General features: G+C 30.7%; 15 protein-coding genes and 5 pseudogenes. 14 read left to right on the top strand and 6 right to left on the bottom strand.

What is annotated here, in order from left to right:
• The first annotated feature begins 16 nt into the window (after positions 1–16).
• The 3 genes from VK90_RS14690 (at position 17) to VK90_RS14680 (ending at position 1,762) form a co-directional block, all read left to right on the top strand.
• A complete protein-coding gene (locus VK90_RS14690) occupies positions 17–589 on the top strand; it encodes a hypothetical protein (RefSeq protein WP_048373820.1) in 573 nt (190 codons plus the stop codon).
• Between the two features lie 151 nt (positions 590–740).
• On the top strand, positions 741–1,304 hold the full coding sequence (locus VK90_RS14685; protein ID WP_048373819.1) for a GNAT family N-acetyltransferase: 564 nt from the start codon (positions 741–743) through the stop codon (positions 1,302–1,304).
• A gap of 77 nt (positions 1,305–1,381) precedes the next feature.
• The gene (locus VK90_RS14680) at positions 1,382–1,762 is read left to right on the top strand and encodes a nucleotide excision repair endonuclease (RefSeq protein WP_001048942.1); all 381 of its coding nucleotides are present in this window, start codon (positions 1,382–1,384) and stop codon (positions 1,760–1,762) included.
• A 57-nt stretch (positions 1,763–1,819) separates the two neighbouring features.
• On the opposite strand, the gene VK90_RS14675 is transcribed toward VK90_RS14680, so the two are convergent.
• Entirely contained in the window at positions 1,820–2,026 is a 207-nt protein-coding gene (locus VK90_RS14675; RefSeq protein ID WP_048373817.1) for a hypothetical protein, read from the bottom strand.
• 132 nt (positions 2,027–2,158) lie between these two features.
• On the opposite strand from VK90_RS14675, the gene VK90_RS14670 reads away from it, so the two are divergent.
• From VK90_RS14670 to VK90_RS14650, 5 genes and pseudogenes are all read left to right on the top strand, one after another.
• Positions 2,159–2,938, top strand: coding sequence for an undecaprenyl-diphosphate phosphatase (locus VK90_RS14670; RefSeq protein ID WP_048373815.1), 780 nt, complete (start codon positions 2,159–2,161; stop codon positions 2,936–2,938).
• A gap of 81 nt (positions 2,939–3,019) precedes the next feature.
• Positions 3,020–4,342 carry an FAD-dependent monooxygenase gene (locus tag VK90_RS14665; protein ID WP_048373813.1) on the top strand — a complete coding sequence of 441 codons (1,323 nt, stop codon included), beginning with the start codon at positions 3,020–3,022 and terminating at the stop codon, positions 4,340–4,342.
• Positions 4,343–4,405: 63 nt separating this feature from the next.
• Positions 4,406–4,933 (top strand): annotated as a pseudogene (locus VK90_RS14660) (GNAT family N-acetyltransferase).
• Between the two features lie 18 nt (positions 4,934–4,951).
• Complete coding sequence (locus VK90_RS14655) at positions 4,952–5,473, top strand: YfiT family bacillithiol transferase (protein ID WP_025149060.1); 522 nt, start codon at positions 4,952–4,954, stop codon at positions 5,471–5,473.
• A gap of 1 nt (position 5,474) precedes the next feature.
• A pseudogene (locus VK90_RS14650) lies at positions 5,475–5,948 on the top strand (GNAT family N-acetyltransferase); the annotation flags it as partial.
• A 121-nt stretch (positions 5,949–6,069) separates the two neighbouring features.
• Here the strand turns inward: VK90_RS14650 and VK90_RS14645 are convergent.
• Positions 6,070–6,447, bottom strand: a complete 378-nt coding sequence (locus VK90_RS14645; RefSeq protein ID WP_048373811.1) for a PH domain-containing protein — start codon at positions 6,445–6,447, stop codon at positions 6,070–6,072.
• 179 nt (positions 6,448–6,626) lie between these two features.
• Between VK90_RS14645 and VK90_RS14640 the strand changes: the two genes are divergently transcribed.
• From VK90_RS14640 to VK90_RS14620, 5 genes and pseudogenes are all read left to right on the top strand, one after another.
• Entirely contained in the window at positions 6,627–7,478 is an 852-nt protein-coding gene (locus VK90_RS14640) for a patatin-like phospholipase family protein (protein ID WP_048373809.1), read from the top strand.
• Positions 7,479–7,490: 12 nt separating this feature from the next.
• A complete protein-coding gene (locus VK90_RS14635) occupies positions 7,491–7,862 on the top strand; it encodes a YxiJ-like family protein (protein ID WP_048373807.1) in 372 nt (123 codons plus the stop codon).
• Positions 7,863–7,999: 137 nt separating this feature from the next.
• Positions 8,000–8,686: pseudogene (locus tag VK90_RS30740) on the top strand (alpha/beta hydrolase); the annotation flags it as partial.
• Between the two features lie 21 nt (positions 8,687–8,707).
• Entirely contained in the window at positions 8,708–9,115 is a 408-nt protein-coding gene (locus tag VK90_RS30735; protein ID WP_048373806.1) for a J-domain-containing protein, read from the top strand.
• Positions 9,100–9,672 (top strand): annotated as a pseudogene (locus VK90_RS14620) (YwqG family protein); the annotation flags it as partial. The gene VK90_RS30735 and the pseudogene VK90_RS14620, both read left to right, overlap by 16 nt.
• A gap of 830 nt (positions 9,673–10,502) precedes the next feature.
• Here the strand turns inward: VK90_RS14620 and VK90_RS14615 are convergent.
• From VK90_RS14615 to VK90_RS30730, 3 genes and pseudogenes are all read right to left on the bottom strand, one after another.
• Positions 10,503–10,898: a RidA family protein gene (locus tag VK90_RS14615; RefSeq protein WP_048373803.1), complete on the bottom strand. Its 396-nt coding sequence runs from the start codon at positions 10,896–10,898 to the stop codon at positions 10,503–10,505.
• A gap of 155 nt (positions 10,899–11,053) precedes the next feature.
• Positions 11,054–12,136, bottom strand: coding sequence for a hypothetical protein (locus VK90_RS14610; protein WP_048373801.1), 1,083 nt, complete (start codon positions 12,134–12,136; stop codon positions 11,054–11,056).
• A gap of 196 nt (positions 12,137–12,332) precedes the next feature.
• Positions 12,333–12,440: pseudogene (locus VK90_RS30730) on the bottom strand (endonuclease); the annotation flags it as partial.
• Between the two features lie 269 nt (positions 12,441–12,709).
• On the opposite strand from VK90_RS30730, the gene VK90_RS14605 reads away from it, so the two are divergent.
• The gene (locus VK90_RS14605; protein ID WP_048373799.1) at positions 12,710–13,672 is read left to right on the top strand and encodes an MBL fold metallo-hydrolase; all 963 of its coding nucleotides are present in this window, start codon (positions 12,710–12,712) and stop codon (positions 13,670–13,672) included.
• A 102-nt stretch (positions 13,673–13,774) separates the two neighbouring features.
• On the opposite strand, the gene VK90_RS14600 is transcribed toward VK90_RS14605, so the two are convergent.
• Positions 13,775–14,713, bottom strand: a complete 939-nt coding sequence (locus VK90_RS14600; RefSeq protein WP_048373798.1) for a hypothetical protein — start codon at positions 14,711–14,713, stop codon at positions 13,775–13,777.
• Between the last annotated feature and the right edge of the window lie 75 nt (positions 14,714–14,788).

Here is a 14,788-nt window from a genome sequence, read left to right as displayed (position 1 = left end):
TTTAGGAGGGATTTTGATGAATCGGTTTGTATGTTATTGGTATCAACTGATGATAGAGCAGGATGCGAACTTTGTTCATAAAAGAAAGTTGTCCCTTGTAAATAAGTTAGTAATTACAGCTTTAATGAGTGCATTGGCCACCATGTTTCAAGCGGCGGGGAACTTAATTCCTGGTATAGGATTACTCATTAGTCCATTTGCGACGTTACCGATTTTCTTTGCTATTTGTTATTCTATTCGTGAGGGAATACTCTCTTATGTTCTTACTATTTTCCTACTATTTATTATTCAACCAAGCGAACTATTTGTTTTCCCTTTTACTACTGGCTTATTAGGTATAGCGTTAGGAGTATCCTTTTTACAATTAAAGAGGAGAATATGGGTGGTTTCTTTTTCAGCGACATGCCTACTTATAGGTATTATGATCGTTCTCGATATTTTCCATTTTCCAGTACTCGGTCCTGCTGTTCATACAACTATGGATATAAAAATTATTTCATTAATATTTATACTGAGCTTTCTATACTGCTGGAGCTATGCAGGTCTTTGTAGAATAATGATGAATAGATTATATAAAGTATTGTATTAATAATGTTATAAAATATTTTTGAACGAATATACGTGTGATGCGATATAAGTTCAAAAAGAATCAGTAAATATGATAAGGCTACTGTTTAGTACCAAAATAATTTACAATATAAACTTTTCTCGGATATTTTCATAGATTGGAGAATGAATTCATGACTAACGTTGCGATTAGAAGACCGAATTCGAATGATTTAGATGAACTATACTTGTTTTTCCGTATGGTTATTACGAATACATATAAAGATGAAGGATTATCACAATTATTGGATGACATAGAAAATGAAATTAATACGAAAAAGCAATATTTGAAAAATGATTTTGATAGTAATGGAGAAAATCGTTACTTTTTATTAGCAATCGATAAAGATAACGAAAAAATCATTGGAACAATTGAAGTCGGTCCAGCAAGTACATTGATTAATAGTTGTACTGGCGATGTACTTAAAAATTTATATGAAATAGGAACTGTATTTGTCCTTCCTGAATACCAAAGAAAGGGTATAGGGAGTTTACTACTAAATGCAATGTATCTTACATTACTTAGCAGAGGGATAACCGAATACTGTTTAGATAGTGGATACAAAAAAGCACAAAGTATATGGACAAAAAAGTTTGGAGAACCTAGTTATATACTGAAGGATTATTGGGGAGAATCAAGCGATCATATGATTTGGAAAAAGAGTTTGCATGATGTACCTATAATATTTGAATTATAAAATGAAATATACCTCTGAACGTAGCTTTTCTTACATATGTATGCTATTATTTATCTTTATAATAAAAGAGGACGTGAATGAACTTGATTAAAATTAATATTCCTGAGGCTGATGTTTCAATTACTGAACGTAAACAAGTTATTAAAGGAGACGAGCCGATAATTACTCCTATTAACGGTTTTATCGATTTCCACTTGTTCCCTAGAGATAAAGGCGGCATTTTTATGTTTTACAATATTAATGACGAACTTCTTTTCGTAGGTAAAGCTCGTAAAATTAGACAACGTATTAAGAAACATTTTGAAGACAATGTTTCACCAATTAAAAATCACCGTGATGAAGTATACCGCATTGATGCATGTATCGTAGAAGATCCAACAGAAAGAGAAATTTATGAAACATATATCATTAATGAATACCAAGCGAAATATAACGTTGATAAAGTATTCTATAAATAAGCAACATAAACGAAAAACAATCCTAGCATATTTACTGGGATTGTTTTTTATTTAGCTTCATTCTTCATTTCTTTCTCCTTTTTTAAAGTGATTAGCAACAATTAAACAGAAAAGCCCTATAAATAAAATTATTACTCCAAGCGTTTTATGTTTTCCTTCAAAGAAAGGAATGTCTGAAATAACATTAGTCATACATAACCCTAAAAACACAAGGATAGGTCCCATCCAAAGTAATACATTGCCGAATTTTGTATGCTTCCACATATTAACCCTCCTCGATTCTCTTTACATATATATCCATAATTTAAAAGTAAATTCATAGAGAAATATAGTTTTTTTCATATCGAAAATTTAACCTTCATATATTGGTACAAGCAAACGAGAAAGGAGACCATCATGAATTGGTTAGAAGCTTTTATTTTAGGCATAATTCAAGGTTTAACAGAGTTTTTACCAATAAGTAGTACAGGGCATCTTTATTTAGGAAGGCATTTGTTTCAATTAGATGAAGCAGGATTATTTTTAGATACGATGCTGCATATTGGGACTTTGCTTGCAGTGTTTATTTATTACAAAAAAGAATTTATATATTTAATTAAAAATCCATTTTCAAAGCTAATGTTATTACTTATTGTCGGGACGATACCTGCGGTCGTAATCGGATTATTATTTAAAGATTTCTTTGAAGATATTTCAAAAACAGGTATCACCATTGGTTGGGAGTTTTTAGTGACAGGTTTATTTCTGTATATGGTCGATAAACAAAAGAATGGTCGTAAAAAAATGGATGACATTACATATAAAGATGCATTTATCATCGGTTCATTTCAAGCAGCTGCTATTTTCCCTGCAATTTCTCGCTCTGGTATGACAATTGTCGCTGCATTATGGAGAAAGTTAGACCGCGAAACAGCTGCTTACTTTTCTTTTTTATTATCAACACCAGCCATTGTCGGAGCTATTATCTTGCAATTTGTTGATGTTTTTCAAGGGAAAGCAGAATCTATTTCTAGTACATCCTTAATTGTCGGAACGTTATCAGCAGCTTTCTTTGGTTACATAGCAGTTTCATGGATGATTCAATATTTAAAACGTCATTCATTAAAAGTATTCGCGTATTACGTATGGGGGCTAGGTATTTTAATTTTAACGTTGCAATTTACTCATGTATTTTAAATATAATGATAAAGAAGCTATTAGTTTAAGATCCTGTTTCATTCATACACAACAGGATCTCTTTTCATTAAGGGGGAAAATATGTTTAATAAAGCTATTGTTATTGGCGGAAGTATTGCAGGAAAACTCGCAGCAAAAGCATTATCAACTACTTTTAAAGAAGTAATCATTTTAGAGGCTGGGGAAAGATGGAACGGAATAGACCCTCGTAAAAGAGTTCCACAAAGCAATCACCCTCATGTGTTATTAAAAGGCGGAGAAAAAGCAATTGAGGAATTGTTCCCTAATATTACTAATGAATTAATAGAAGCAGGCAGCATCGTAAATAACTTTACTCGGGATTTAAAATGGCATCAATTTGGCTTATGGAAACAGCCATTTATAGGAGAAGTGCATATGATCCAACAAAGTCGTCCTATGCTAGAATCACATATTCAAAACCGAATTGAACAAGTTTCAAATATTACTACGAAGTATGAAATATTGGTTGAAGCATTACAAGTAGATGAAAAACGTAACAAAGTATATGGAGTAAAGGCTAAATGTTTAGAGAAAGGCATGCAAGAAGAAATTCACGCAGATATTGTTGTTGATGCGAGTGGATTTGGTTCAAAAAGTATAGGGTGGTTACGAGCATACGATATTGAAGTGAAAGAAGAGAAAGTACGCATTGATTTATTTTACGCAACTAGAATGTTTAGGCTAAAAGAAGATGAGACGTTAGACTATTGCAATATGCTAATGTCTCCAAGTTTTCCGGAAAACCCTTATGGTGTACTTATACAAACGATTGAAGATAATCGTTATTTTGTTACTTTTAGTGGATATGCAAATGAGAAAGCACCACGAACTGATGATGAGTTTTACAATTTTGCTGAAAATCTTTCAATCCCTAATGTAACAGATTTTCTAAACAAAGCTGAGGCGATTACCGATATAAAAACGTACAAAATTCCTTATCAAGTACGTCGGAGATTTGATCTAGTTAATAATTTACCAGAAGGATTGTTAGTAGTTGGAGATGCACAATGTCGTTTTGATCCCGTTTTCGGTCAAGGTGTTTCAGTTGCAGCTATGGAAGCTCACCAATTGCAAGTACTTCTGCAAGGTAGAAAACAGTTTGATAAAACATTTACACAACAATTTTATAAAAAAGCCGCTAACATAATAGAAACCCCTTGGGATATGACAACAACGGAAATATCACGTCACCCGCAGCTAAAGAGAGAATTAACTATGAAGCAAAAGTTTCAGCTTTGGTACACGAAACAAATATATCGACTATCCGCAAGTGATTCTGACGTTTATATTCGATTAGTACGAGTGATGAATTTAATTCGTAGTCCATTTCATCTTTTTCATCCGAAAGTGTTACTAGCTGTATTACTTAATCGAAAGAAATAGCAGGAATATAATCGATTAAAAAAGAATGTATAACAGTTAGTAAATTAAGAAGGAGTATAGGGGATGGAAATATACATAGAGCAACTAAAGAAACAAGATACTGGGGATTTATTTACGTTTGAACTTACGAATAAATCTTTTTTTGAAACAATGGTACCAAATCGTGGTTCAAAATATTACGATTTTGAATATTTTCAAAAACTACTAGACGATTTATTAATAGAACAGGCAGATGGAAATTCTTATTTTTATTTAATTCGTAATGATGAAAAAGAAATTGTAGGATGAATAAATTTAGTAGATATAGATACGGAAACTCGAATCAGTTCGTTAGGTTATCGAGTTGGAGAAAAGTTCACTAAAAAAGGAGTTGCAACAGCAGCTGTAAAATTAATTTTAGACGTAGCGAAAAATAATGAAATTAATGAGGTTCATGCTAAAACAACGACTAATAATCTCGCATCACAAATTGTACTAGAAAAAAGCGGATTTTCTTATAAAAACGAAGCAGATACAACTTCTGTAGAATTAAACGGAGAACATGTAAATTTTGTACATTATATTTGGAGAAATACTTCGTGTTCAAAATAATAGGGGGGGGACTTATTCATGAAGGATTTACGTTATCCAATTGGCCAATTTACTTATGAAGGTACAATTACAGAAGAAATGATTGATAAATGGATTCAAGAAATTGAGGATTTACCAAATGAATTAACAAAAGCGATAAAAGACTTAGATCAGAAACAGCTAGATACACCGTATCGTGTTGGTGGATGGACAGTTCGTCAAGTCGTTCATCATGTTGTAGATAGCCATATGAATAGCTACATACGCTTTAAATTAGCACTAACAGAAAAGAATCCGACTATTAAGCCATATAAAGAAGAAAAGTGGGCAGAGCTACCTGATTCAAAGCTACCAGTAGATGTTTCACTTGTTATGCTAGATTCATTACATAAAAGATGGGTAAACTTATTATATTCTTTAGAAACTACGGATTTAGAAAAGACATTTAATCATCCTGAATCTGGAGAAACAAAACTTGCTGCTGCAATCGGTTTATATGCATGGCACGGTCGTCATCATACAGCTCATATTACGTCGCTCCGAAAGCGTCTAAATTGGTAAAATGGAAATTACATTAGAGAAAGCGACAGAAATTGATGCAGAAATTATTTTTCATATGCAAGTAGAATCATTTAGCTCATTATTAGAAAAGTATAAGGATTATGAAACAAGTCCAGCAAGTGAATCCATTGATAGAACAATTTCAAGAATAAATCATCCGGACGGTGGTTTCTATAAAATTATAGTAAATACGAATCTTGTTGGCGCGATATGTATATCACGAAAAGAAGATCCCTCAAGATTTTGGATTAGCCCAATGTTTATTCATCCAAACTATCAAGGGAACTGAATTGCTCAAAAAGTATTAATTTTAATCGAAGAGATGTTTCCGGAAGCAACTACTTGGGAGCTTGCTACAATTTTAGAGGAAGAACGAAATTGTTTTCTATACGAAAAGATAGGGTATAAAAGAACAGAATTAAAAAAGAAATTAAATGATAAAGCAACTTTAATTTATTATAAAAAAGAAAGGTAAAGCACATTTTAAACGCTTTACCTTTTTGTGGTGTTTTAGATTAAATATACAAATTCAATGTATATTCTTCCAAAATATTCGGGTTAGTATTTTTAAAATAGAATAAATATACAAAAACAAACTATTTTGTCGTATATGTTACTAACGCTTTTTGAATACTTAATACGCTATCGTCACCTTTAAATTCTTTCGTAATTGGCGCGCTCAAACTAGAAATCCAAATTTTAAGTTCTGCATCTAAATCAAAATGCCCAGCTGTTTCAATACTAAATTGTGTAATACTTTTATAAGGGATAGAATGGTATTCTGTTTTTTTACCAGTTACTCCTTGTTTATCTACTAAAATAAGACGGCGATTTGTAAATACGATTAAATCGCGAATTAATTTATAAGCATGCTCAACTTTTTCATCATCTAGCATAATCTTTTCTAAATCACGTTCTACACTTTCTGTACTCGCATTTGATGCATTTCCTAAAATACCACTAAATAAACCCATATGAAATTCCTCCTTTATAATATGTGGAATGAGTTTCTTATATTGTACCATGCTATTGAATAAGAAATTATGACATACGTTCAATAGTTTTTCGCCAAAGTTGCAATTAATTTATATAACCTCATCCTAAAATCTTGTGCTAACATGTAAGTAAGAAAACAGAAGTAGAGGGATTAAGCATGAATAATATCGGTTTAGTATTAGAAGGCGGCGGAATGAAAGGATTATATACTGCAGGAGTACTCGAGTATTTCATGGAAAAGGACTTATTCTTTCCGTATGTAGTCGGTGTATCGGCTGGAGCCTGTATGGGAGCAACATATTTGTCACGTCAAAAAGGAAGGAATAAGAAAGTAAATACAGAGCTAGTAGTAGATCACAGATATATATCTTATCGAAACTTAATTCGAAAACGTGAATTATTTGGAATGGATTTTTTATTTGATGAAGTACCAAACAAAATTGTACCGTTTGATTTTCAAACTTTCCAAAATTCAAATGAACAGTTTGTAATCGGAACAACCGATTGCGAATCAGGACAGGCAATTTATTATAATAAAACAGAACATGGAAATGATATTTTGAAAGTTATTCGTGCATCAAGCTCTGTACCATTTATTGCACCTGCTGTAGAATATGATAATCGAAAATTGTTAGATGGAGGGATTATAGATCCTATTCCAGTTTTCAAAGCACAGAATGATGGTTATAAAAAGAACGTTGTTATTATGACAAAGCCAGAAGGATATGAGAAGCAGCGGAATAAATTTTCTGGACTGTCCAAAATTTTATATAGAAGATATCCGAAAATCGCAGAACTTTTAGTAGAACATTATCGTTTTTATAATGAAACCGTATCTTATATGAATCACAACGAACAAAAAGATAATTTTTATGTAATTCAGCCAAGCGCACAGCTTCCTATAAGCGGAATAGAAAGAAATAAAGAAAAGCTCGTTAATTTATATAATCTTGGATATAACGATGCTCATAATCATTATGAAAACTTATTGAATTGGATGAAGAAATAAAGGGGTGGAGAGCTGATATTAGGAAAAAAGGTTATTTTTAATGAATTGCTGAAAATGCATAGTCTTCTGAATAAGCCATTTCCTTATCGTGACACACGAAAATTGCAGCAAGACTATAAAAATACATTGTCAGAGGCTGATTGTATAAATGCCGATTTAAATTATTGTTGGATGCATATAGCAGGAACTTTGAGTAGGGTACTTAATAAAAACGAACATAAAATTTCGTTTCAACAAATACTATGGCTACGAAAATCGTTTTTCGAATGGTTTCCCCAATATCGTATTCTTGAAACAGAAATTGTGAAATATCCCATTTTATATAGAGATTTCATGAATTTTGAAAAGGCTAGAAAACTGTTACTTTACTATCTTACTGAATAAAAACGAACAGGCTAAATGGCTTGTTCGTTTTTAGTTCATAGAATATACAATATTCTACATTGTTTATATAGGGATTTCTCTCATGAGAAAGAAGTACATATAGAATGCTGTAAAGGAGGGAGGAGAAGTACAATTATAGTTCACTTTTAAATAACACACGTAAGAATCATATTTATGCGCCTCATGATTATTCTCACACTTCACACCTCCAAGAACTTCTCGTTGTATTTGATGGAAATTCATTTATTGAAAATCTTTCAATCACAAGAACACTTAATTATTTAATTTATGAAAAAGAAATTCCATCTTGTATTACTGTTGCTATAGATCATGTAGATCGATTAGATGATCTCACTTATAACGATAAAATGATTGCATTTTTAAAAGATGAATTACTTCCGTGGATTCAAGCTAGATATCATGTGCTTAAAGAACCAAAGCATACAACAATAGCTGGTTTAAATCTTGGTGGTTTAGCAGCTTTTTATGCAGCACTTCAAAATCCTCATATTTTCGGGAATGTGCTGTCATTGTCAGGATCTATACATTGGAAAAAGGAAGGATTCGAAAATAATATTCCTTGGATGGAGAATCAAATTGCATCTGTAAATTTAAATGCAAATCATGTTCAATTTTATATGACAGCAGGACAACTTGAAAACGAACCTCTTTTAACGGCGAATAGACACCTGTATGGAGCTTTAAAAGAAAAAGGATATCAAACCACTTATGAAGAGTTTCAAGGCGGTCATGATAGTGTTTGGTGGCGTGAAAAGTTATTTGATGGATTAAGAGCATTAAAACATCCAAAAACAACACTATAAAATGAAAAGAGGAATGAAATTATGAATCAAAATGAGTTAGATAAAAAGTTAAAAAACCAAGAAATTTTAGTGAAAGATGAGAAAGTTTGGTCTTATACGTATGAGGATCATATTAGTTCAATCGTTAAACGGGCAGAAAAAACAGGAGCGTTTAATGATTTACCTGGTAAAGGGAAACCTCTTAATCTTGATAAAGACCTTTCGTACAATCCTGAAAAACAACTTTATAGAACTTTGAAAAATAATCATGTTTTACCTAGGTGGATTGAACTTTCGAAGGAAATTGATAATCTAAAAGAAAAGCAAAAAGAGGCAAAAGATGCAGAAGAAGCAGCTAAACTAATTCAAACTATCAATAAAAAGGTCTCAGAACATAATTTACTTTGTCCGCCAAGTGCGCAAAAAATGAGGGTGAAAACGGATTTTTAGCTTTTTTTAATGAAACCACTTTTCGCTATACAATAGATGAACTTTTTAGAGCAGACTTTGAGCAACCAACTACACAAAAAGACTTTCGTATTATTTATCATCCTGAAATAACGCAAGATTCAACTAAGATTATCACTGATTTTAGTTATTTAAACCCTTTAAATTTAGAGGAGTTTATCATACCTGAAGCAGCAAAACTAACATTTGAATTAGACTATCAACCTGTATCTGCTAGAGACTATCGATTCGAAAAGATTTTTCAAGATAACATTTATTTAGAAAAAATTATTAATGATAAAAATGAAATACTAGAACTAAGCGACCTATACGATGAACATTATGATGGTGAAGGTCATAAAATTGGTGGATATCCATTCTTTACACAAACTGATCCGAGAGATTGGGGAGAAGAATTATTAGAACATAATGTGTTATTATTACAAATCGATACTGATGATGTTTTAAACATTATGTGGGGAGATGCTGGTGTAGCTAATTTCTTTATACGTGAAAAAGATTTAATAAACTTAGATTTTTCTAATGTAGTTTATAATTGAGAGTGCTATTAAAATAACAATTTAGAGCATTGCTTATTTTGAAGTAGGGAATAGGAGCCTATTTCTTAGCGTATATATGTATAAGTGTTATAAAATAAAAATCTTCCTAACAGTTAGGAAGATTTTTTTATAAGAATAATTAATTATGTTAACCAAATTAAAAATAGAAATTGTAATAAAAGTCAAGTGATGATTTGAAAAAAATAATATAACATGTAGCAAATCGTATATGTAGCTAAAAATGATAAATCAATCTCAGCGGAAAATTTATTAGTCATAAAAATATTTTAATCGAATTTAAATTTTTGTTATAAATGTATCGTTACATAAATTTTTTTGTGCTTATAAACAGAACGATTCATGAATTTTAAGTTCGAATTTGCTATGAACCGATTGAATATAAATTTAGTGATAAAAACGTAAAAAATCATTTAAATTTGATTTAGTATAAATCTCATTACAAATATCTCTCACATCTCATTAAGTATAGTATACTTGGTTTTTGATACAGAGAAGCGTCTATTTTATATAACTTTGTATAATATATATTATGTAAACTAGAAAAAGTAATAAACTAAATATGAATTAATTTATGGTTTTACACTTCCCTTTTTTCTGTTTGTTCATGATTAGTTGTTTGTTTGATGGATTGATAAAATTTAATAGCTTGGATGTTAAGTTTATAAATTGCTCTAATATATTTTGTTGCTTATTTTCATCAATAATACAGCAAAATATATTTTAGTTAAGACTATAAAAAGCAATTTGTTTAAAGTTAACGATTAAACAAATTGCTTCGGTATTAATTGAATGAATCATACGTTTTTAAATTAGTTTGCTACAGCAATTGCTTCAATTTCAATTAATAGTTCGTCGTGAATTAGTTTGTTAACTTCTAAAGCTGAACTAGCTGGTGGATTATTTGTGTTGATGTATTGATCTCGAATATCTCTAACAATGGCCATTTGCGAAATGTCCGTTAAGAAAAATGTTAATTTTACTACATCGTTAAAATTTAATTCTGAAGTTTTTAATGCAATTTTAATATTTTCAAATACTTGTCGCGTTTGTGTTGCTAAATCTCCAATTCCAACTATATGGCCATCAGTATTAATAGCTACTTGTCCAGATATGTAAATTGTGCGTTTAGCATTATTGACCTCGACTATATGCGAATATCCGAAAGTTGCTGGCATATTTTCTGGATTGATAAATTTCTTTTGCAAGGTGCCTCTCCCCTTTTTATATCGTATTTTCTTCATGTTCAATTTCAATTTTGGATGACTATCTATTTTACAAATGATCTTTCACATATCCTTCTGCTACATATGCGAAGTAATAATATGCTGCTTATATTTATAAAATTAGGTATTTAACGTATTTAATTGATTATATATGTTTGATTTTCTTGAATGCTGATTCTAATTATGTCTTGTTTTATTAATTCTTCAGTTACTTTTGTATAGAAAAAGTGATACCACCAAATAAAAAATTCTTCGTAAGTTATTTCTTTTGAGTATCTGCTGCTTGCAAAGTATTTTTTTAAAGGTTTCTCATTTTCTTTAAATAATAAGATCAAATCTCCACTGATCGTGTTCGCGATTTCACTAAGTATAGATAAGTCTGCAGCTTTAAACACTGGGATAATTGATTGTGAATTTTGATACAAGCCTAATTTTTCGTATAATACAATTAAATTTAAGTCTACTGGTCTATCTACTGCTACAAAATTTTTAACTAATTGCTTTTTTGTATAATTAATATCAGTAATAGCATCGTGAAAATGTTCTTCAAAAGCTTCTTTATTCGCATTTATTAAATTCAAAGTTGTATATCGAGTGTTTCCATAAAGTCCAATTTGATATTCTCCTAAATCCAAATACGTATTACCATATATCCCAAACGCCTCTTTGTCTATTTGTTCTTGTTCTTGAATCGCATAATAATATCTTTTATTGTTTCTCAAAGGCCGTTCCGTTTCTAAATAGTTTTCTTCAATGTTATTTATTTGTCCAGAATCTAATAACACACCGCTATAAAGTAAAAGACTATACGATTCTTTAGATAAATGATTAAATGTCTCAATTTTTTTAGAAATAGCATCAATTTGATTATAATACTTCTCAATTATGTTAAGTGTAGGTTTAATTAGAGGTTCACATAGGTTATACAGCTTTTCTCCTTCATTAGCTGTTATAACCATACACGTTGGATAGTAACTCCCTCCTGTCTTTTTCAATAAACCTTCTAGTTCTAGTGCATGCATTTGTTTTTCGAATTCCTCGTTAGTCCAATTTAGCTCCGTTTTTATAGCATTTGATTCTATACCCAGATGAAGCATTACAAGTAAATATTGAAGATTAGTTCCACTTATTTTTATAGATGGAGAATTGTCTCCAGATGAAATCGTTTTAGTCTCATAAGCTGTTTGTAGTACTTTCTCTGGGGTATTAATAACAAGCATCGTTGAATCACTCCTTTTTAATTAAGTTAGTTGTAAAATCTATGTATTAACTATGTTCTATAAATAAAAATAAGTATCCTCTAATAATCTCAAATTAAAAAACGTAGTATAGATATACTACGTTTTTTTGGGTTTTTATAATGAATTATTGCTATATGTTAAATTGATTTCTTCATAGTCTTTTTTAAATTGATTAATTAGCAAGTAAGGCAATTTCTGAGGTGCTCTTCCCTTCTACATAAAGCTGAATTATTTCCGATTTTGATAGTATACTTTTGGACTTCTTTTTTCTTTCTTCATGCATTTAAAGACTATCCTTCCATTGGATAATTAGATGAATTTCTGCTTCTTAAACATATAATAAAACGTATGTTCTTTGTTGTTTGTGAGAATGAATTTACTTAATTAAAACAATTTACAATTACATAATATTAGTTTTAGCTGCTGCTAAATGAATTTGACGGATTTATGAAATGTACTGCATTTAAGATGAAAGGTAAAGCGATATAGTTTAAACTACAAATAGTCAGAATTACAACATACCTATATTGTTAAACGTAAAAAGGAGAACCAATGACAAAGAAATATCAAAATCAAATTCCAACTGATGTAAGTTTTAATCCAAAAGATATTATCGGTTTAATGACGGATTATTTTAAAGTGAAAACTAAGCTACGTCCTATAAAGAATTTACCTATCGTTTTACCGAATCTGAATAATGAATCTTTAGAGAGCGTTACATGGTTTGGTCACTCTGCTTCTCTTTTGAAAATAGAAGGTAAAAAGCTGTTATTAGATCCCATGTTTGGTGATGCCTCTTCCCCGTTTCCTGTTTTTAATAGTAAACGTTATAGTGGTAATTTTTCTTTAGAACGTGAAGATCTTCAAGAGATTGATGCGATTATCATTTCTCATAATCATTACGATCATTTAAATTACAAAAGTATTATGCAGTTAAAAGATCATGCAAAGCACTTTTATGTTCCGACTGGAGTTGCAAGTTATCTGATTAAATGGGGTGTTTCACCTAATAAAATTAGTGAGCATAATTGGTGGGATGAAATTACGTTTGATAATATTATATTAGTTTGTACACCTGCAAGGCATTTCTCAGGACGTAGTATGACAGATAGAGATTGTTCGTTATGGTGTTCATGGGTTATCCTTGGTCAAAAAACTAAAGTCTTCTTTAGTGGTGATAGTGGCTATGCTCCTCACTTTAAAGAAATTGGTGATAAATACGGCCCGTACGACCTTACTTTAATGGAATGCGGACAATATGATACGAGATGGTCTACTATTCATATGTTGCCTGAAGAAACAGTTAAAGCTCATATAGACGTTAAAGGAGAATTACTTGTTCCTATCCATTGGGGTGCTTTTACATTAGCGTTACATGAATGGAGCGATCCAATCGAACGAGTTACGAAAGAAGCAAATCGTTTAGGGGTTAATATTGCAACGCCGCAAATTGGTGAATCTATTACTTTAAAATCTACAGATTATCCTACGTCAGCTTGGTGGCGAGAAGTTTAAAATAGAAAAAGCGAACCTTCTATAAAAAAGTGGTTCGCTTTTTCTTAATCATTTAACTGGAATTACAGCTTTCATCATTTTTGTCCAATATAATTATACTCATTATTTTATTATATTTGCTTTCCCGCTATCTAAAACTCTACTTGTCGGTACAGAGGTAATATTAATAACTGTATCCATGCTTTTATCAGTCAGTTCGATGAGTTCGTTTTCGTGATTTATTTTATTTAAATCCCATACCATTCCATTAAACTCGTTATGCTGTCCGCTTACTCTTACAATACTTTTTGTTTTATTTGAAGGCTGTATTTGAAGGTTTGTAAATTGATTCCCACTTATCTCATTTGGTGTAGTTACATGACTATCCATATAAATCATATTTACACAATCCTCTAGAGAAAAGTTCATAAAACGATTGGCATTTATCCAAGCATGTCCAGAGTTCGGTTTTTTTGCTACTAATTTTATCCCAATTTCCATTCCTACAACTTTAATGTTTTCGAAGTTAATAAACGAAATTTCATTTTCTTTTCCACCGGAATATAAAGAAATTCCTGTACCTTTATTTGTTTCAGTCCAATTTATAATATTTATATCTTTTATTTGTGTTTTGTGCCAAGTGTTATAATACTTATTCTTTCCGTCTAAATATATAACTTCAGAATTAAATTTAGGATCATTGATAGCTATATAAGCTCCTTCAATAGAAGCATTTTTTTCTAGTTCTAGTACCCTAAAGTTTCCCTCAACAACAAATTGTGTTCCATAACCGAATAATAATTTCACCCCTTTTTTAACAATAATTGGTGACGTGATTTTATACTTTTTATCATCGAGCAATACTGTTTTAATTTTACTAGACTCTGCTTTATTAATAGCAGATTGTATTTTGTTTGAATCATTGTTTCCTTTAAAGTCTTCTACATACAACTTATCATTTTTAGCCAAACTTTCTTTATTGTAGTAATGATAAAAAGCAAAAATAATTAGAACTATACCTATGAGTAAAACAATTAATTTCTTCATCACATTCATCCTCATATAAAATTTCTCCTTAGTAACTCTTTAAAGGCACCATGTTTTTTATATTTAGGTAGTAATTATTTTGCTATATAT

It is taken from the genome of Bacillus sp. LK2, from assembly GCF_001043575.1.
Lineage (GTDB): Bacteria > Bacillota > Bacilli > Bacillales > Bacillaceae_G > Bacillus_A > Bacillus_A paramycoides.
This window is presented reverse-complemented; position numbering and strand designations above follow the sequence as displayed.